The sequence below is a fragment of the Amycolatopsis sp. NPDC051106 genome, from assembly GCF_040682775.1.
GTDB lineage: Bacteria > Actinomycetota > Actinomycetes > Mycobacteriales > Pseudonocardiaceae > Amycolatopsis.
This window is the reverse complement of the sequence record NZ_JBFBBQ010000010.1, coordinates 1-18198: the sequence shown is the minus strand read 5'-3', so window position 1 is coordinate 18198 and position 18198 is coordinate 1. Positions and strand designations below refer to the sequence as shown.

Sequence of the window (18198 nt, the reverse complement as noted above, 5' to 3'; positions counted from 1 at the left end):
CGGCCAGGGCGGCTCCGGCGGCGGTTCGGGGGTCGTGGGAGACTGGTTCGGTTATGACTGCCCTCCCGCTCGTCTTCGACGCCCCCAAGCGTGGCCTGCCGCCGCGCCACCTCGCCGACCTTTCGGTGGCCGAGCGCGCCGCCGCCGTCGCCGAGCTGGGGGAGAAGCCGTTCCGCGCGAAGCAGCTGTCGAACCACTACTTCTCGCGGCTGACGGTCGACCCGGCGGAGATGACGGACATCCCGGCGGCGTCGCGGGACCGGCTGGTCTCGGACCTGATGCCGACGCTGCTGACCGAGGTCCGCGCCTTGCAGGCCGACAACGGCGCGACCCGCAAGACGCTGTGGCGCGCGCACGACGGCACGCTGCTCGAGAGCGTTTTGATGCGCTACCCGGACCGCGCGACGCTGTGCATCTCGAGCCAGGCGGGCTGCGGCATGGCGTGCCCGTTCTGCGCGACCGGCCAGGGTGGCCTGGATCGGAACCTGTCGACGGCGGAGATCGTGGACCAGGTCCGCTCGGCGGCGGCGGTCATGCGCGACGGCACGATGCCGGGTGGCCCCGGGCGGCTGTCGAACATCGTCTTCATGGGCATGGGCGAACCGCTGGCCAACTACAAGCGCGTGGTGGCGGCGGTCCGGCGGATCACGGATCCCGCTCCGGGTGGGCTGGGGATCGGGCAGCGTTCGGTGACGGTGTCCACTGTGGGTCTGGCGCCGGCGATTCGTAAGCTGGCGGACGAGAAGATGCAGGTGCGTCTCGCCGTTTCGCTGCACACGCCGGACGACGAGCTGCGGGACACGCTCGTGCCGGTGAACGAGCGCTGGTCGGTCGACGAGGTCCTTTCGGCTGCGCGGTACTACGCCGACACGTCCGGGCGGCGGGTGTCCATCGAGTACGCGCTGATCCGGGACATCAACGACCAGCCGTGGCGGGCGGAGCTGCTCGCGAAGCGGCTGCGCAAGCACCTGGGCCAGCTGGTCCACGTCAACGTCATCCCGCTGAACCCGACCCCGGGTAGCAAGTGGGATGCGTCGCCGAAGCCGGTCGAGCGCGAGTTCGTGCGCCTGGTGAACGCCGGCGGCGTCGCGTGCACGGTCCGGGACACCCGTGGCCAGGACATCGCCGCAGCCTGTGGCCAGCTGGCCGCTGAAGGCTGAGTTTGTTCGTTTCGATGATGGAGTGTTTGTCGTGATGTATGCCCCCAGCCTGTTGGATCCGGCTGCGGAGGAGCTTCGGCTCGCGGACGTGGTCGGTCGCGGCGCGACCGAGGTGGCCCGCGAGGCGCGGACCCTGTTGGGTGAGCGGTTCAGCTCGGTAACCTTCATGTACGTGCTGATGCGGGCGTTCGAGGTCGAGTACAACGCGGCGTGTGACGCCTCGCGCTGGCACGAGTTCCACGGTGGGCCACGGGCGCTGTCGGACGCCGACCTGGAGAAGCTGCTCGCTCCGTGGCTTGATCGCTGACCGTTCGATCGCCGTCTGAGGCGGGGCGGCCGGGCGCCCGGCGACTTCGGCGCCGCGAACCGTGGAGAGCTGACTGACCAGCTGAGCGTGTTCGGTTGCCTCCGGTCGGCCTGCCCCCTGAACAGAGCTGGATGGTGGCGACTACGCCGTCGGTGACGGCGAGCGCTGGTGGCGCCGCTGATTCCCGAGCATGGAGTTTGCCGACAGGGTCGACCGCGACAAGAGCGGCTCGAAGATCCACGTCCTGTCCGACGACCTGTCGGCGTGGGTTCGCGGACGGGGCATCAAGGTCCGGATCGTTCGCAAGGGCACCGAGTCGAGCAAGAAACTCGGCAAGCACTGCCAGGTCATCGAACGATTCGTCGGCTGGCTCTTCGGCTACCACCGGCCGATGACCCGGTACGACCGCTACGCAACCACTTCTGCGCCTTCCTCCCTGGCCGCCGCCTCACCTGCTTCAAGAAGATCACCTACTGAGACCCCCTCTTAGGCGCTGCCTGGGCAGAACCGTTCTCACCGTTTCCGGCGTTCGCGACAAACGGTTATGAGGCTGCGGCTCGTTCGCGGATCTCCACCGCCGTCTCGAGCATCTGCCGTGTGCTCGTGAACCAGTCCTGCAGATTCAGATCCACGATCAGCTCGTCCGCGCCCGCATCGGCGGCTGTGTGGATGTCGTCCATGACCTGATCGAGAGTGCCGACGAACGCCGATCGGTCAGCCCCGGCCGGACGGTCGGTGAAGGTCACGTTCCCCACCACGACCATCTCCATCCCGCTCGTGTCCCGGCCATACCCGGCAGCCATGTCCCGGATCCGGTCCCAGCTCGCACGCAATTCCGCGGCCCCGGCCGGCCCCGGTGTGCTGAGCAGCGGCAGCCAGCCGTCCGCACGCTGGGCAATGCGCCGCACAGCCCTGGAACTCGTGCTGCGGCCCAGGTTGGCGCCACCTCCGCCCAGCATCACTGGGATCTTCGAAACGGGCTTAGGCAGGACCGAGGCCTTGTCGATGACGACCCGAGCACTCCGGAACGACACCGGGTCCGCCCCCCACACCGCAGCGAAGACGTCCAGCGTCTCATCGAGAAAGCGCCCGCGATCCGCTCGGCTGGTGCCAGCGGCCCGGAATTCATCGCTGGACCAGCCGGTGCTCATCCCCGCGACCACGCGACCGCCACTGATCTGATCGATCGTAGCCAGCGCCTTCGCCAGCTGGACGGGTGTGTGCAGTGGCGCGACCAGAACGGAGGTACCGAGGCGCACCTTCTCGGTCGCCACCGCCGCGGCCGTGAGGACTGCCAAGGGGTCGGCAGCCTGCCGCGAGGACTCCGGCCACGGCACGTTCGGCGGGGCATACGGTTCGACGGGCGTCTCCGGGAAGAGCAGCCGTTCGTACACCCACAAACTGGCGTAGCCGGCTGCCTCCGCCGTCCTGGCGGCTTCGACCACGTCACGTTGCAGGTCCACGCCCAGCCTCTGGGGCAACCGAAGTCCGAGTTTCATTGCTTTCTCCGTTGTGATCGTTGGGGTGTGGCGACAAGGCAGGACGTTGAGCACTCACACCAATGTGGAGCCCGTCTGCCGCGACCGGCGTGGCCATCGCCCCGACAGGTGACGCGCCGCGCGGCCGCGATCACGCTTGCCCTTCGGCGCGTGGTGTTGCGGCCCGTTCCAGGTACCGCGCCGCCGGTACGCGAACGGTCAGGCGACGGGTACCCAGTCGAACCGGCCATCGGGTCGGCGTTCCGCGCGTCCGAAGACCACGTCCCCGAAGTGGTTGCCGTAGCCGATGGTGTCGGGGCGGCTCAGCTCTTCGACCAGGCGGCGGCGGTGCTCGGTGGCTTCGGCTGGGTCGTGGTCGAGCGCGCAGCCCCATTCGGGGTGGGTGACCTGGATCGGCGCGTGCATTGCGTCGCCGAATGCGATGAGCCGCCGGCCGCCGCCGGTGATGGTGTACGTGGCGTGACCGAAGGTGTGTCCGACCGAGAACGATGCCCGCACGCCGGGGAAGATCTCCTCGCCGTCCTCGACCGTACGGACGCGGGGCGCGAAGGCGGCCAGACGTTCCTCGGTCGCCCCGGCCTCGGCGGCCAGGTCGCGCCGGTCCCACTCGGGTGCCGCGATGAAGTGGGTGGCGTGCGCGAACGGCGGCGCATCGGTGCCAGGCTCGGCACTCCAGGCCCAGCCCAAGTGGTCGAGGTGCAGGTGACTGATGGCGACGGCCTCGATCTCGCTCGGCTCGCGGCCCAGCCGCCGCAGGCCGTCCGGCAACTCACCGCCGTAGATGCTTCCAATCGTCGGGTTGGCCGGGTCGTCGGGGTAGGACTCGGGTCCGAACCCGGTGTCGATGAGCAGCGCCCGGTCACCCCGCTCGACCAGCAGCCCGCCGATAGCCGCGGGCAGGAAGCCGCCGTCGTCGAGATGATCGCGGTTGGCCGCCCAGTCCGCGTCGGTCGTGCCGGTCAGCCAACCGCGCGGTTTGCACAGGCACAGCCCATCCGGGACATAGGTGATCTTCAGTTCGCCCAGGCGGAGCGAACGAACGCGTGGTGCGCTGGTCAGCCGTGCGCGGTCGAACTCGGTCGTCGTGGCCATGGTCCTGCCTCGTGATCGGAAAGGTGCCGCCGGGCGGCGGCACGACCTAAGTTACAACTAGAACAGTACTAGTTGCAATCATATGAGTTGTAGTAAAGTTGGGTCGTGCACCGAGCGCAAGACCTGAGCCCAAAGCCGCCCGCCGGCCGTGAGAGCTGGTCAACGGCCCTGGCCGAAGGCTGAAGGGGTGGCGCGTCCTCGGGGTGCGCGGTCCTCCACGCTCCATGGAAGGACCATTCGGCGTCGACCCCAGGGTCGGCTGCTGTTCCTCGCCCTGTCCAATAAGTCCGGCAAATGCCAGAAGTGGAGAATTGTGATGAAGCACATCAAGCTCGGGGACCTGGAGGTCTCCCGTATCGGCCTGGGCTTGGTATCGATGTCTTACGCCTACACGGGCGCGGGCACGGACGACGCCGAGTCGATCCGCACCATCCATCGGGCGCTGGACCTGGGTGTCACTCTCCTCGACACCGCCGAGGTCTACGGCCCTTACATCAATGAGGAACTCCTGGGCAAAGCGCTCCAGGGGCGCCGAGACCAGGCCGTGGTGGCGACGAAGTTCGGCATGATCTCCCACACCGGCGGGCCGGACGGACAGCTCGACAGCAGCCCGGCCAACATCCGCGCCGCCGTCGAGGGCTCGCTCAAGCGGCTGGGCACGGACTACATCGACCTGTACTACCAGCACCGCGTCGACCCGAACACCCCCATCGAGGACACCGTCGGGACGCTGGCCGAACTGGTCATCGAGGGCAAGATCCGCCACATCGGCCTCTCGGAGGCCGGACCGGAGACGATCCGCCGCGCCCACGCCGTGCACCCCATCGCTGCCGTCCAGTCGGAGTACTCCCTGTGGACCCGGCACGCGGAGGAACGGGTGCTGCCGCTGCTGCGCGAGCTGAACATCGGCTTTGTGCCCTATTCGCCGCTGGGACGCGGCTTCCTCACCGGGCAGATCCGCTCGACCAGCCACTTCGACGACACCGACCTGCGCAAGAGCAACCCGCGCTTCACCGGCGAGAACTTCAAGCGCAACCTGCGTATCGCAGACGAGGTCCAAGCCATTGCCGCGGAAGCGAGTGTCGCCCCGGCACAGATCGCACTGGCCTGGCTGCTGAGCCGGGGCGACTACATCGCCCCCATCCCCGGCACCAAACGCGTGGCACGCGTTGAGGAGAACACCGCCGCCGATGCCATCGAATTGACCGCGGAACAGATCGAGAAGCTCGACAACCTTCCCCCGGCCGTCGGTGAAACCCACGACGAAGCCGCCCTGCGCCTGCTGGACCGTTGATCCCGGCCCGGCTCCCGGAGCGTCGACACCAAGGCGCAGCAGGCCGGGCAGGCACTGCTGCGCCTTGGTCATCGGGTGCTCTCGGCGGCTGCCGCGACACGCGAACCTTGCTGCGCACGTACGGGCGGGCATTGCCGAGCGCGATCCCCGGAGTCGGAAGCTGCAGTTCGGTGACCGGGACGTCGGCGTAGCGCAGTCGTCGGAGTCCCACTGAGTTCGGCCAGGGTGCTGGAGGAAAGTTACAACTAGAACAGTCGTAGTTGTAATCATTCGAACGGTAGTAACCTTGTGCGGTGGCCACGAAGCGCGAGACCCGAGTCCAAGCCGACCGCCTGCTGTGCGGGCTGGTCAACGGCCTGGCCAATCACATCGAAGCCCACGTTCGCGTCCGGGCGGCCACCCTCGGCCTGACCGCCTCACAGGGCACCGCGCTTGCCGAGCTGACTCGCCCCCTGACCCTGCGCGAACTCGCCGAGCGAATGAGCTGTGAGCCCTCGAACGTGACCTTCGTCGCCGATCGGCTCGAAGAGCAGGGCTACCTCGAACGCCATCCCCACCCCGACGACCGCCGCGCCAAGCAGCTCGTCCTGACCCCCAAGGGCACCGAACTGCGCGGACGGCTCCTCGAGCTGCTCTCCGAGGACTCCCCCCTGGCGCCCCTGTCCTCCGAAGAGAAGGACACCCTGCAGCAACTCCTCACCCGCGCCCTCGTCCGCTGACCCGCCCTCTGTACTCGGCGGACATCTTCGCGAGGGGGAACGGGCCGAGGCTGCAGCACTCGCTACGAAGGTCTCAGCCATGGCCGTCCAGGTCTGCGGCGCGCACGGAATCCAGGAAACGACCTCCTTCGGCCATTGCCTCCGTGACGTGAAGCGTATGCAGTCGCCGGCGGATCTTCGGAAATCTCCAGATGAGGAAACGCTTTACCGGCGAGGCTTGCGGGAATTACCCTGTAGCTGCGGGGTGGCCGGCAACGACTTCGTCGGCGCGTCTCCAAATTCCGGAATTCGTATCTCAACGAGGGGGAAAAGGATGAAATCCACACCCGCTGCCACGCGCACGGCGACGAACCTCGCGGAATCCGACGATCGTTCCGATGCCGGTCGCGGCATCCGGGCCACCGCCGCGCTCACCGTGACGCACCTGGCCGAGCGTGACGAACACGGCGGAACCGGCCGCGGCGTGACCATGTACAACAAAGCCGGAACGGCCGACGCCGCTGCGAAACCGCACTGACCGGCGGAACAGGCGCTTCGATGCCCCGCGGGCGTGTTCCCCGCACCTGCCTGGTGTCGATGCCGTGGCACTCGCTGCACCGCCCCTCCCTCGCACTCGGCGTACTGCGCGCGGCGTGCGCGCGGGAGGGAATTCCGGTCCCGGTTTCTTACCACGGCAGTCTCGCCTTCGCCGACATGATGCTGCGGGCGGGTCTGACCGTCGGCGACTACGCGGAAATGGCGGACACCGGGTTCCACCATTCGCTCGGCGAATGGATCTTCGCGGGCTCCCTCAATGGACCCGATTTCGGCTATGCGGGCATGCGGGATCTGGCCCGTCGCGCCGGCCTGCCCTTCCGCGTCGCCGCGGCGGTTCGTGAACTCGCGGACGAATTCGCCGACCAGGCCGCCGACGCGATTCTCGCCCACGAGCCGGAACTGGTCGGCTTCAGCGCGACCTTCAGCCAGACCATCGCCAGTCTCGCGGTGGCCCGGCGGATCAAGGACCGGCGACCCGGCGTGCAGATCCTGGTCGGCGGCTACTCGACCGACGGCCCGATGGGTGTGGCGCTGCACCGGGAGTACCCGTTCGTCGACTACGTCCTGCGCGGCGAGGCCGACGTGACTTTCCCGAAACTGCTGCTGGCCCTCGCCGAATGCCACGCGACCGGAACCCGCGACGGCCTCGACGACGTGCCCCAGCTGTGCTGGCGTGACGACGACGGCGCCACCCGGGTCAGTCCGCGCCCGTCCCGGCTGGTCTCGCCGACGTCGATCACGACACCGGACTACGACGACTGGTTCGCCGCCGTGCCCGCTTCCGTCGCGGCCCGCGTCGAACCGGAGCTGGTCGTGGAGTCCTCCCGCGGCTGCTGGTGGGGCGCGAAACACCACTGCGTCTTCTGCGGCCTCAACGGCACCGCGATGACCTACCGGGCCAAGCCCGCCGAGTCCTTTGTGGACGAGGTGCTCGGATTGGTGCGCCGGCACCGGATCCTCGACGTCACCACGATCGACAACATCCTGCCGAACGAGTACTACCGGTCGGCGCTGCCGGGGCTCGCCGGCGCCGGGCACGACCTGCGCATCCACTACGAGATCAAGGCCAACGCGCAGGTCGAGGATGTGGCCGCGCTGCGGGCGGCCGGGGTGTGGGACGTCCAGCCCGGCGTCGAGAGCCTGGTCGACGACGTCCTGCACCGGATGCGCAAGGGCGTCCGCGGGGCCCACAATGTGCGGATGCTGCGTGACGGTGCCTCGGCCGGGCTCACCATCAGCTGGAACTGGTTGTACGGGTTCCCGGGCGAACGCGTGGCGGACTACGCCGCGGTCGTGGCCCAGCTCCCCGCCCTGGTGCACCTGCAACCGCCCAGTGGTGCGGCACGGATCGCCCTGCAACGGTTTTCGCCGAACTTCGACGACCCGCGGCAGGGCTTCGCCGAGCGTCGCCCGGCGGCGGGGTCGCGCTTCGTGCACGACATCGACGACCCGGAGCGGCTCGCCGAGCTCGTCTACTCCTTCGACACCCCGGACCAGGGACTCACGGCCGAGGAGGTCGCGCCGCTGGTCGACGCGCTGGCCGCGTGGACCGCGGGCTATCCGGGGAGTGCGCTGATCGCCCGCACCATCGGCGACGTCGTGGTGATCCGGGACCGGCGCCACGGCTGGGCGCCGGCCGACCACGTGCTCGAGCACCCGCGGGAAATCGCGGCCTGGCGAGCACTGGAAACCGGCCGCGCCCCACGCCGGGTCCTCGCCGAACAGAACCACGAATGGGACCCGGGTGACTTCGGCCACTGGCTTCGCCGGCTCGAAGAGGCCGGCCTGGTCTTCACCGACGGCACTTTGTGGATCACCCTGGCCACCTCGCCCACCGTGGCGCGGAAGACCCACTTGCCGTTGCCGGTTCTCACGCCGTCCGCCTGAGAAGGAGCCATATGCGTACCCTGTCCGCTCCGCACCCGGCGTGGCCCGAAACGGTCGACCTCGACTTCGGCCGGATCGACGCCGATCCCGGCGCCGCACTGCGTGTCGTGGCCGGACTGGCCGGGCGTGCGCAGCGGCTGCGGCTGCCGGAGCCGTTCACCTTCGGCGACTCCGCGCACCGCGACGCGACGATGGTGCGCTTGCTCGCCGTCGCCGCGGCGACGTTCGTTCCGGTGGACTGGACCTTACGAGAGCCGTTGCCGGACACCATTCCCGGACGCGCTCTGTGTCATCTTCCGCCACCGCGGAACGAACTCGGTCGCCGCTGGCGTGAAGCCCACGACGGGAGCAGCTGCACCTACCGGTACGGTCCGGGGTTCGTGCTCATCCACGACACCCGCCCGGGCGGGCCGCTCAACCGCGTCCACGTCGAAGCCGGCTGGGTCGACACCTTCCGGACTGTGGCCGGCACGGACCGGCCGCCGGCGGACGGAGCCGCGGCGGATCTCCTCGACCAGTTGGTGGCTCACCAGCTCGCCCTGCGGTTGGACGACCGGTACGCCGTCGTACTGCCCTACCACGCGGATCGGCGTCCGCCACCCGGCCGGGCGGTCCCGTCGGTGAAGCCGAGCCCATGACCGACGCCTCGCCGGACGAGTCGACATCGGCGACCGGGCTGCGCGGGCACCGCGCGTTCCGGTTCCTGTGGACCGCGGACGCCGCCTCCCAGCTGGGGACCGCCGCCGCGACCGCGCTGGTGCCCCTGCTCGCCGCGACCACCCTCGGCGCCACTCCGCTGCAGATGGGACTGCTCACCGCGGCGCAGACCGTGGCGTTCCTGGTCATCGGCCTGCCCGCCGGTGCTTGGATCGACCGGACCCGCCGCCGCCGCGCGGTACTCGTCGGCGCCGACGTCGTCCGTGCCCTGCTGTTCTTCGGGCTTCCGGTCGCGGGCTGGGTCGGTGTGCTGGACTTCGGGCAGCTGCTCGTCACCGCTGTTCTCGTCGGCGTCGCGACCGTGTTCTTCGACGCCGCCTACCAGGCGTACCTGCCGGTGGTGATCGGGCTGGAGAATCTGGAAACCGGCTATGCGCGCCTGCAGATCACCCTGTCGGTCGCCGCGGCCGCCGGGCCCGGCATCGGCGGCCTACTCACTCGCGTGATCGGTGCTGCCTCCGGGCTGGTGCTCACCGGGGCGGGTTACCTGACTTCGGCCGCGCTCCTGTCGCGCGTCCGGGCCGACGTGCCGCCGATACCACCGCGGCCGCGGAAGGTGCGGCTGCGCACCGAGATCGCCGAGGGTCTCCACTACATCGCCGGTCACCGCCAGCTCCGCCCGCTGGCCGTCGCGAGTTCCGTCGCCGCGTTCTTCACCGCCGGCATCATGTCCATGGAAGTCCTGTTCTTCACGCACGACCTGCACCTGGACGCGGCGGGTGCAGGCGTGCTGCTGGCCCTGTCGGGTGTGGGCAGCGTCATCGGCGCCGCGACGACCGGCCGCTGGACCCGCCGCATCGGGGCCGCTCGCGCCAACTGGCTGGTGCCGGTGCTGACGTGGCCACCCCACCTGCTGCTTCCGCTCGCCCAGCCGGGCCCGATCGGCCTGGTCCTGGCCGCAACGGGAATCGTCATCCACGCCGCCGGCGGCACGACCTACAACGTGATCGTGATGACCCGCCGCCAGCGCCTGACCCCGGACGCACTGCGCGGCCGCGTCCACACCAGCATGCGCGTGCTCATCTGGGGAACCATGCCACTCGGCGCGCTGGCTGCGGGAGTCGTCGCCGAGTCAGTGGGTACGCGCGCGACCCTGACTATCGCCGTCGCCGGAATCCTCATCGCGATCGTGCCCGCGGCTTGGTCCGCCCGCGACCACCCTGCCTCTTGACGGCCCGCGGGAGGGGGCCAGGCCAGCCGCCGCTCCGCCGAAACCCGATACGTGTGTCTTGTTTCGCTGGTTGCCCACATGACGCGGTTGACCTGCGATTTCTGACTGGTAAGAGTTGCTGTAAAAGGGTGGGGAGGGGTGAACCGCTGGCCAACTACAAGCGCGTGGTGGCGGCGGTCCGGCGGATCACGGATCCCGCTCCGGGTGGGCTGGGGATCGGGCAGCGTTCGGTGACGGTGTCCACTGTGGGTCTGGCGCCGGCGATTCGTAAGCTGGCGGACGAGAAGATGCAGGTGCGTCTCGCCGTTTCGCTGCACACGCCGGACGACGAGCTGCGGGACACGCTGGTGCCGGTGAACGAGCGCTGGTCGGTGGACGAAGTTTTGTCGGCGGCTCGGTACTACGCCGACACTTCGGGGCGCCGGGTGTCCATCGAGTACGCGTTGATCCGGGACATCAACGATCAGCCGTGGCGGGCGGAGCTGCTGGCGAAGCGGTTGCGCAAGCACCTGGGTCAGCTGGTGCACGTGAACGTGATCCCGTTGAACCCGACGCCGGGGTCGAAGTGGGATGCGTCGCCGAAGCCGGTGGAGCGGGAGTTCGTGCGGCTGGTGAACGCGGGCGGAGTAGCGTGCACGGTGCGTGACACGCGCGGCCAGGAGATCGCCGCGGCTTGTGGCCAGCTCGCGGCCGAAGGCTGAGTTTCGTTTCTGTTTCTGTGATGGAGAAATCGTCGTGATGTATGCCCCCAGCCTGCTGGACCCGGCTGCGGAATCGTTGAAGCTCGGAGACCACGTCGGCGCGACGGACGTCGCCCGTGAGGCGCGGACGCTGCTCGGTGAGCGGTTCAGCTCGGTGACGTTCATGTACGTCCTGATGCGCGCGTACGAGGTGGAGTACAACGCGGCGCGCGATGCTTCGCGCTGGCACGAGTTCCACGGTGGACCGCGGGCGTTGTCGGACGCCGATCTGGAGAAGCTGCTCGCTCCGTGGCTCAGCCGCTGACGACGGCTTGGACGTAGACCCTGACGGGCACTTCCCGGTCGCCGCGGGTGCTGAAGTTTTCGTGCACCCGGAACTCGCCACCGGTCCCGAGCGCGGACTCGACGAACCGCGCGCACGGTGAGGTGCCGGCTGACATCTCGAAGGAACTCATGGCCGGATGAGCCATGTCGCCGATCCAGAACCGGGGCACGAGGAGCAGTTCGGCTTCATCGTCGGACCACTCCGTGAGTGAGATCCTCCGCAGGTACCGGCCGGCAGGCTCGCTGCCCGCACGCTCGACCGCGCCGACCAGGCCGGCGAGGAACCGGGCCGAGTAGCGAAGCAGAACCTCGTTCGCTTCTCGAACCGGCCGGCCTTCGAAGAAAGCCACGTCGGAGTCCCGGGCGTAGAGCGGGATCTCGTCGAACGGCGAGGACGGGTGGTACGAGCCGATGTCCGGCCACTCGGCCGAGGCCGCGAGCGCGTCCAGTTCGCTCGTGAACTCGCCGTGGATCTCATCCCAACTCATGGGTGCCCACCGTAGGGGCAGAGCGCGGGCGTGCACACTCGCACCATGGCGTTGCGTGATCTCGGGGCGGCCGTGCGCTGGTTGCGCGAAAACACCGACCCCGTCTCAGTGGGGCTGCCGGCCAGCGGGCTGACGTCCGGTGTGCGGCGGGTTCGCGGGTTGCGGCGCGAAGAACTCGCCGAGCTGGCCGGGGTTTCGGCGGACTACGTGCGGCGCCTGGAGCAGGGGCGCAGTCACCCGTCGGCCGGGGTTGTGGGTGCCATCGCCCGTGCCTTGCGCGTGGGACGTGCCGACTACGAGCGGCTCTGCGCGCTGGCCGGGTACGCCGCCGCGGAGGGGCTCGTGCCGCGCGCGGCCGGGGCAGCTTCCCTGCGGCTGCTGGACCGGTTCGGCGCCACTCCCGTCTTCCTGACCGATGCCGCCTGGAACGTCATCGCCGTCAACGGTGCCTGGCTGGCGTTGCAAGCCGGCGCGCCGACCGGGCACGCCCGCGACTGGAACGTCGCGTGGCGCACCTTCCGCAGCGCACTCGGCGGGATCAGCCGGACCGACGAGCGCGCGGCCGGGTTCCAGGCGATGCTCGTCGCCCGCCTGCGCGACACCGTCGCGCGCTACCCCGCCGACGAGTCGCTCGCCGAACTCGTCGACGAGCTGCGGAGCACCAGCCGGCCGTTCGACGCCTTGTGGCGGACGCCGAAGACCGTGGACGCCTACGAGAACCGTGCCGTGTTCCGCCACCCGGACGGTGGCGAGATCACGCTCGACGGCAATCTGCTCGAGGTCCCGGGTGACGACGTGATGGCCGTGGTCCTCACCGCGGCACCGGGCTCGGCCGACGCGGCGCGGCTCGGTGACCTCGTCAGGGCGTCCGGCGGGCCGGCCGTGCTCGAGGTGGGCCAAGCCGGCCCAGGCTGACCGGGCCGGGGGCCTTGATCCTGGGCTCATGGAGATCACGGGCGTGCCCAACGCCCCAGCTCAGCCTTTGCGGCGGCGCGGCGCGGCCGACCGCGGCGGCGTCGAACGCATGTGATCGCGCACCGGCGCCAGCAGGCCGGCGAGGGTTTCGACGTCCGTGCGGGAGAGCGGCTCGAACAGCAGGCCGCTGACCACCTCGATGTGACCCGGCAGCACCTTCGCGAGCAGCGCGCGGCCGGCGTCGGTGATGGTGACCGTGACGCTCCGCTCGTCGTCCGGCGAAGGGGAGCGCACGACCAGGCCTGCCTTCTCGAGCAGACCGGCCTGGTAGGTCAGGCCGCTGCGGCTGTAGACGACGCCGTCGGCCAGGTCGGTCATGCGGTGGCTGCCCGTCGGCGAATCCCCGAGCCGGGCCAGGAGCTGGAACTGCACGTAGCTGAGCTCGCCGGCCTCGCGCAGCTGCTGCTCGACGGCGTGCCGGAGCAGGCTGGTCACCTCGACGAGGTCGAAGTAGGCGCCGAGCTGCACGGGGTCGAGCGACGGCGACGAATCAGGCATGACCCAAGTCTACTGCTTCGAATTCGAACCAGCAGTGATCGGCATCACTTGCTTCGAATTTGAAGCAAATGTACTGTCGCCTTCAGTTGCTTCGAACTCGAAGCAGCTGGACCAGAGTGAAAGCGAGAACTCCGATGAAGGCAGTGCGTTTCCACGAGTACGGCGAGCCCGGCGTCCTGCGCTACGAAGACGTCGAGCGACCGGTCCCCGGGGCCGGTGAGGTGCGGATCCGCGTCGCCGCGACGTCGTTCAACTCGGTCGACGGCAACATCCGCGGCGGCTTCATGCAGGGGCCCATCCCGGTGGCGCTGCCCCACACGCCCGGGATCGACGTCGCCGGCACGGTCGACGCGCTGGGCGAGGGCATCGACGGCGTCGAGGCCGGGGACGACGTCATCGGTTTCCTGCCGATGGACGGCGACGGCGCCGCCGCGGAGTACGTCATCGCGCCGGCCGGAATCCTGACGAAGGCACCCAAGAGCGTTCCGCTGCCCGACGCCGCCGCGCTGCCGGTGGTGGGTCTCACCGCGTGGCAGGCGCTCTTCGACCACGGCAAGCTCCAAGCCGGGCAACGCGTGCTGGTCAACGGCGCCGGGGGAGCGGTCGGCGGCTATGCCGTGCAGCTGGCGAAGAACGCCGGTGCGTACGTGATCGCCACCGCCAGCCCGCGCAGTGGTGACGCGGTCAAGTCGGCCGGCGCCGACGAGGTCGTCGACCACACCACCACCCGCGTCACCACGGCGGTGACCGAGCCGGTCGACATCGCGCTGAACCTCGCGCCGGTCGACCCGGCCGAACTGGCCGCGCTGGTCACCCTGGTCCGCCCGGGCGGGGTCGTGGTCAACACGACGGTGTGGATGCCCGCGCCCGCCGACGAAGAGCGTGGCGTGCGGGGCGTCGACCTGTTCGTCCGCAGCGACGCCGGCCAGCTGGCGCAATTGGTGGGGCTGATCGACCGCGGCGAGCTGCGTGTCGACGTCGCCCGGCGGGTCCCGCTGGCCGAGCTGCCGGCTGTCCACGCCGAGGCCGCCGCGGACACACTGGCCGGGAAGGTCGTCGTCCTCCCGCCCACTGCCTGACCCGAACGGGCGGTCGAGCAGCGTCGCGACGTCGAAGCCGAGACCTTGGTCGACGACCTCGTCCCGGGGGCGGGGCAGCGGGCGGCCTTCGTAGGCCGGATGCGGGTTCTCCATGCCGTCGACTCTGCCGGGAGAAGGTAGGGGGCCGATGTGCGAGAGCTGTGCGGCGGCTTTGGAAAAGAACCGCGGCGCCTGGCGAGGGGCGGCCTCGCCAGGCACCAGGCGTCAGACCGGGTTGTCCAGCGTCAGCGCCGTGCAGCGGATGCCGCCGCCGCCCTTGCGCAGCTCCGTCGTGTCCAGCTCCGTCACCGCCAGCCCCAGCGACCTGAGGTCGGCCGCCAGCCGCGGGGCGCCCGCGGTCATCGTCACCGTGCGGCCGTCGCTGATCAGGTTGAGCGCGAACGCCGCCGCCTCGGCCGGCGACACCGCGATCAGCTCCATCCCCAGCCCCCGCAGCGTGCGCAGGCTGGCCGCGTCCAGTGCCGCCGGGTTGTACGCCAGCACGGAGCCCGGGTGGATCACCGCCACCGCCAGATCCAGGTCGTACCACTGGGAACTCGTCGTCCGGAGCGGGACGATCTCGTAGTCCAGGTGCCGCGCCAGCGTGCGGAACGCGCGGATGTCCGTGCGTTGCCCGTGCGCCGCCAGCAGGAAGGGCCCGCACGCGAGCGCGTCACCCTGGCCGCTGAACGCGTAAGGCGTCGAAGCCACCTCGAACTCGTGGGACTCCAGCCACGCCCGGTGGTGCGGGGTTTCGGCCGCCCGCTCGGGAGGCAGCGTCGCCAGCACCGCGCGGTTTCCCTGGACCACCGCCGCGTTGGCGGTGTAGGTCATGTCGGGGCAGGACGGGTCGGCGTCGACGAACTCGATCTTGCGGCCTGCCGCCAGGTGCGCTTCCACGATGTTCTCGTGTTCCACGAGGGCGGCCTCGACGTCGGGCTGGACGCCGACGTGCATGTACGGGTTGATTTCGTAGTCGATGCGGAAATACCGCGCGGAACACATCAGGAGCCGTTGGTGCGTCATGGGTTCACTCGATTCGTCGGTCGGGCGGGCGGTTGCGGGCTGGCGGGAAGCACCAGCCCGGGAGGCGCGCGGCCGACGAAACGAGCGAGGCGGGTCAGCCCAGGCCGCGCAGGCGGAACAGCTCGATCGTCATGAGGTAGCCCGGCTCCGACCGGGCCGCGTCGATGCGCTGCGCGACGGTCGTGGCCGAGGGGGCCGGACGCAGGGCCGCGCTCACCGCGCGCGCCAGTTTCGCGATCATTCCTACTCCTCTTCTTCGCGGAACTCGGGGAAAACCCAGGGTGCCCGGGCACGGGGTCCCGGGTCTGGCCAGATCCGGACAGCTTCGCGGTCATCGCGTCGCGTTCAGGAAGCCGATGACGACCGCGCCCCACCAGCACAGCTGCGAAACCGCCGTGGTGAGCCCGCCCTGGACGAGCAGGCGGAAGGGAACCGGCTCGTCGAGCAGGGCCATGCGGTGGCCCAGCACGGTCGCGCGGACGCCGTTGACGGCGAGCACCCCGACGAGGCAGAGCTTCACGACCGTGGCGGCGGAGCCGAGGTCGGGGGAGAGCAGCGCGCCGCTGGCCACCAGGCCCGTCAGTCCGCCCCAGACCAGCAGGTGCAGCCGGGAAGCGCTGTGGACGGCCTCGGCGAACGACGCGCGCCCGAGCGCCCACAGGGCGAAGAAGTAGTCCGCGACCAGGACCGCGCCGAAGCCCACGATGAGGAACGCCAAGTGTGCGAACAGCGCGATGTCGTGCCACGCCGGACTCGGCCGCAGCCGCGTCGACAGCCAGATCGCGCCGGCGAGCAGCATGATCGAAGCAGACATGGCGTAATAGGCCGCGTAGCGTCGGTGGACACCGGGCCCCGGCGGACGCGGGGTGGGCGGGATCCGAACCGGGATGCCGTTGTCGAGCATGACCTGTCCTTCCGGGAAATCCGTGGGGAACGGGTTCCGCCGGAACGACCGGTGCGTCCGACCTGCCTGCGTCAGCGGGAAACCCGTGCTCTGCTGATTACAGGCCATCGCGGACTTGGCTGGGAGCCTTGTCCGCAAAGGACAATCAATCCGGCGCTTCCGTGGAGAAGACAGGGACGGCGGCGCCGTTGCCGGGCCGTCCCGGTGCTAGGCGGACACCGGCCCCGCGAAGGCGGAAAGGTCGTGTCCGCCGCTTTCGACGGTGCTGAGCACGAAGTCGCGCACGGGCGGGAGCAGCGCGTGGCCGTCGAGGTAGGGGTCGGCGTGCGCGAGCAGGCCGGCGTCGGCGATTTCCTCGACGAGCTCCTCCAGCGCCGCGGACACCGCGTCGAACCCGCTGGGCGGGGTCCGCGCCAGCCGCTCCAGCAGCTCCCGCGCGGGCTCGCCGAGCGTGCGGTAGGCCGACTCCAGGGAGTCGCGCAGGGAAAGGTCCCCGACGCTCAGCCAGTCGACGCTGGTGCCGTTCAGGCGCCACTCGTCGACGACCCGCCGCAGCGTCAGCCGCGGCCGCGAGGCGATCTTGCGCAGCGCCAGGTCGAGCGCGAGCGGCAGGTCGCCGCACAGCTCGGCGAGCCGGTCGCGGTCGGGACCCGCGGAGACGGCGACGTGCGGGAGCGCCGAGGTGATCATCGCGATCGAGTCGCCGCGCGGCAGCGGTGTCAGCTGCAGCCGGTGGACGTCGCGCAGCCCCAGCAGCCGTTTGCGGCTCACCAGCAGCGTCGTGCTCGTGGTGGTCTCGGCCAGCAGCGGGCGCACCTGCTGCTCGTCCTGGACGTTGTCCAGCACGACCACGAGCCGGCGTTCGGCCAGCAGCGTGCGGTACAGCCCGGCCCGGTGGTCGAACGTGCCCGACAGCTGGTCGTCGTCGACACCGAGCGCGCGCAGGAAGCCGTCGAGGACGTCCGCGGTCGCCGGCACGGGAGGAGCGCCGCCGCCGTGGCGCAGGCCGCCGAGATCGGCGTAGAGCTGCCCGTCGGCCTGCTCCGCCGCGATCGAATGCGCGTAGTGCAGCGCGAGGTCGCTCTTCCCGACCCCGGCCGGGCCGCTGATCACCAGCGGGGTGTCGCGCGGGGACCGCAGCCAGGCCAGTTCGGCGGTGCGGCCGGTGAACCCCCGGGGGCGCTGCGGTAGCTGGGCCGGGTGCGGCGCGGAGCCGCGCCGCTGGAACAGCGGCGGTCTTCTCTTGCGTCCCCCGAACGGAGGCTGCGTATACCCGCTCGTCGCGGCGTGCCAATGGCGTCGCCACGCCTCGTCGTCGCCGCCGCACGCGGCGACGAAGGCGAGCGTCACCTGCAGCGACGGCATCCGGTTGCCGCTCGCGGCGCTGGAGAGCACCGACGACGAGAACATCGCCGACCGGGCCATTTCCCGGTAGGTCGGGTTACCCGCCCGTGCGCGCAGCTCGCGCAATTCCCGGGCGAACTGGGTGGCGATGCCACCGGAGGTGTTGACGGGCTTTTCTGGCCTGCCCATGTGAATCCCCTTCCCCTCACTCACTCAGCGTCGCTCTTCGCGGCCGGTGTCTCTTCCGCTCTTTGGCGGTTTCGCTAGTCCGTTCGTGCATTTCTTTGACGTTGAGTAGATCATTTTCCGATGCTTCTTACGGCATTTCGGTGAATGGGGGCAGCGCTCGACGGCCGTCCGCGTGGAGCGGACACCGGGGGGGGGGCGGGGCCGGCGGGGGGGGGGGGGGGGGGCGGCATTGCGGCGCGGGGGGCCCGCCCCGCCCCCCCGGCGCGCGCCCCCCCCCCCCCCCCCCC

At 70.1% G+C, this 18198-nt stretch carries 19 protein-coding genes and 2 pseudogenes; 13 read left to right on the top strand and 8 right to left on the bottom strand.

Annotated features, from left to right (window positions below; genetic code table 11):
- The first annotated feature begins 53 nt into the window (after positions 1 to 53).
- The 3 genes and pseudogenes from rlmN to AB0M83_RS10565 form a co-directional block, all read left to right on the top strand.
- Entirely contained in the window at positions 54 to 1160 is a 1107-nt protein-coding gene (gene rlmN, locus AB0M83_RS10575; RefSeq protein ID WP_364515470.1) for a 23S rRNA (adenine(2503)-C(2))-methyltransferase RlmN, read from the top strand.
- A gap of 34 nt (positions 1161 to 1194) precedes the next feature.
- Complete coding sequence (locus AB0M83_RS10570; protein WP_364515823.1) at positions 1195 to 1467, top strand: hypothetical protein; 273 nt, start codon at positions 1195 to 1197, stop codon at positions 1465 to 1467.
- 253 nt (positions 1468 to 1720) lie between these two features.
- A pseudogene (locus AB0M83_RS10565) lies at positions 1721 to 1944 on the top strand (IS5/IS1182 family transposase); the annotation flags it as partial.
- Positions 1945 to 2009: 65 nt separating this feature from the next.
- On the opposite strand, the gene AB0M83_RS10560 reads toward AB0M83_RS10565, so the two are convergent.
- A complete protein-coding gene (locus tag AB0M83_RS10560; RefSeq protein ID WP_364515467.1) occupies positions 2010 to 2966 on the bottom strand; it encodes a TIGR03619 family F420-dependent LLM class oxidoreductase in 957 nt (318 codons plus the stop codon).
- 198 nt (positions 2967 to 3164) lie between these two features.
- Entirely contained in the window at positions 3165 to 4058 is an 894-nt protein-coding gene (locus AB0M83_RS10555; protein WP_364515464.1) for an MBL fold metallo-hydrolase, read from the bottom strand.
- 316 nt (positions 4059 to 4374) lie between these two features.
- Here AB0M83_RS10555 and AB0M83_RS10550 point away from each other — a divergent pair, with 316 nt between their 5' ends.
- The 8 genes and pseudogenes from AB0M83_RS10550 to AB0M83_RS10515 all read left to right on the top strand — a co-directional run bounded on the left by AB0M83_RS10550 (position 4375) and on the right by AB0M83_RS10515 (position 11388).
- A complete protein-coding gene (locus AB0M83_RS10550) occupies positions 4375 to 5352 on the top strand; it encodes an aldo/keto reductase (protein WP_364515461.1) in 978 nt (325 codons plus the stop codon).
- A gap of 293 nt (positions 5353 to 5645) precedes the next feature.
- Entirely contained in the window at positions 5646 to 6071 is a 426-nt protein-coding gene (locus AB0M83_RS10545; RefSeq protein ID WP_364515458.1) for a MarR family transcriptional regulator, read from the top strand.
- A gap of 79 nt (positions 6072 to 6150) precedes the next feature.
- On the top strand, positions 6151 to 6588 hold the full coding sequence (locus AB0M83_RS10540; protein WP_364515455.1) for a hypothetical protein: 438 nt from the start codon (positions 6151 to 6153) through the stop codon (positions 6586 to 6588).
- A 20-nt stretch (positions 6589 to 6608) separates the two neighbouring features.
- Positions 6609 to 8495, top strand: coding sequence for a RiPP maturation radical SAM C-methyltransferase (locus tag AB0M83_RS10535; RefSeq protein WP_364515452.1), 1887 nt, complete (start codon positions 6609 to 6611; stop codon positions 8493 to 8495).
- 11 nt (positions 8496 to 8506) lie between these two features.
- The gene (locus tag AB0M83_RS10530) at positions 8507 to 9133 is read left to right on the top strand and encodes a DUF5825 family protein (RefSeq protein ID WP_364515449.1); all 627 of its coding nucleotides are present in this window, start codon (positions 8507 to 8509) and stop codon (positions 9131 to 9133) included.
- Positions 9130 to 10383 carry an MFS transporter gene (locus AB0M83_RS10525; protein WP_364515446.1) on the top strand — a complete coding sequence of 418 codons (1254 nt, stop codon included), beginning with the start codon at positions 9130 to 9132 and terminating at the stop codon, positions 10381 to 10383. Before AB0M83_RS10530 ends, AB0M83_RS10525 begins: the two co-directional genes overlap by 4 nt.
- A 137-nt stretch (positions 10384 to 10520) precedes the next feature.
- Positions 10521 to 11084, top strand: a pseudogene (locus AB0M83_RS10520) (radical SAM protein); the annotation flags it as partial.
- A gap of 37 nt (positions 11085 to 11121) precedes the next feature.
- Positions 11122 to 11388 carry a hypothetical protein gene (locus tag AB0M83_RS10515; protein WP_364515821.1) on the top strand — a complete coding sequence of 89 codons (267 nt, stop codon included), beginning with the start codon at positions 11122 to 11124 and terminating at the stop codon, positions 11386 to 11388.
- On the opposite strand, the gene AB0M83_RS10510 is transcribed toward AB0M83_RS10515, so the two are convergent.
- The gene (locus tag AB0M83_RS10510) at positions 11378 to 11896 is read right to left on the bottom strand and encodes a hypothetical protein (RefSeq protein WP_364515443.1); all 519 of its coding nucleotides are present in this window, start codon (positions 11894 to 11896) and stop codon (positions 11378 to 11380) included. The genes AB0M83_RS10515 and AB0M83_RS10510 overlap by 11 nt on opposite strands.
- A 45-nt stretch (positions 11897 to 11941) precedes the next feature.
- Here AB0M83_RS10510 and AB0M83_RS10505 point away from each other — a divergent pair, with 45 nt between their 5' ends.
- Positions 11942 to 12811 carry a helix-turn-helix domain-containing protein gene (locus AB0M83_RS10505; RefSeq protein WP_364515441.1) on the top strand — a complete coding sequence of 290 codons (870 nt, stop codon included), beginning with the start codon at positions 11942 to 11944 and terminating at the stop codon, positions 12809 to 12811.
- Positions 12812 to 12871: 60 nt separating this feature from the next.
- On the opposite strand, the gene AB0M83_RS10500 is transcribed toward AB0M83_RS10505, so the two are convergent.
- Positions 12872 to 13369 carry a MarR family transcriptional regulator gene (locus tag AB0M83_RS10500; RefSeq protein WP_364515439.1) on the bottom strand — a complete coding sequence of 166 codons (498 nt, stop codon included), beginning with the start codon at positions 13367 to 13369 and terminating at the stop codon, positions 12872 to 12874.
- 134 nt (positions 13370 to 13503) lie between these two features.
- Between AB0M83_RS10500 and AB0M83_RS10495 the strand changes: the two genes are divergently transcribed.
- Positions 13504 to 14448: an NADP-dependent oxidoreductase gene (locus AB0M83_RS10495; protein ID WP_364515436.1), complete on the top strand. Its 945-nt coding sequence runs from the start codon at positions 13504 to 13506 to the stop codon at positions 14446 to 14448.
- Positions 14449 to 14673: 225 nt separating this feature from the next.
- On the opposite strand, the gene AB0M83_RS10490 is transcribed toward AB0M83_RS10495, so the two are convergent.
- The 4 genes from AB0M83_RS10490 to AB0M83_RS10475 all read right to left on the bottom strand — a co-directional run bounded on the left by AB0M83_RS10490 (position 14674) and on the right by AB0M83_RS10475 (position 17911).
- The gene (locus tag AB0M83_RS10490; protein WP_364515433.1) at positions 14674 to 15474 is read right to left on the bottom strand and encodes an arginine deiminase-related protein; all 801 of its coding nucleotides are present in this window, start codon (positions 15472 to 15474) and stop codon (positions 14674 to 14676) included.
- Positions 15475 to 15568: 94 nt separating this feature from the next.
- Complete coding sequence (locus tag AB0M83_RS10485) at positions 15569 to 15715, bottom strand: hypothetical protein (protein WP_364515430.1); 147 nt, start codon at positions 15713 to 15715, stop codon at positions 15569 to 15571.
- 90 nt (positions 15716 to 15805) lie between these two features.
- Entirely contained in the window at positions 15806 to 16288 is a 483-nt protein-coding gene (locus AB0M83_RS10480) for a hypothetical protein (RefSeq protein ID WP_364515427.1), read from the bottom strand.
- Between the two features lie 297 nt (positions 16289 to 16585).
- Positions 16586 to 17911 (bottom strand): helix-turn-helix domain-containing protein, encoded by a 1326-nt coding sequence (locus tag AB0M83_RS10475; protein ID WP_364515424.1) that lies wholly within the window; start codon positions 17909 to 17911, stop codon positions 16586 to 16588.
- Positions 17912 to 18198 lie beyond the last annotated feature (287 nt).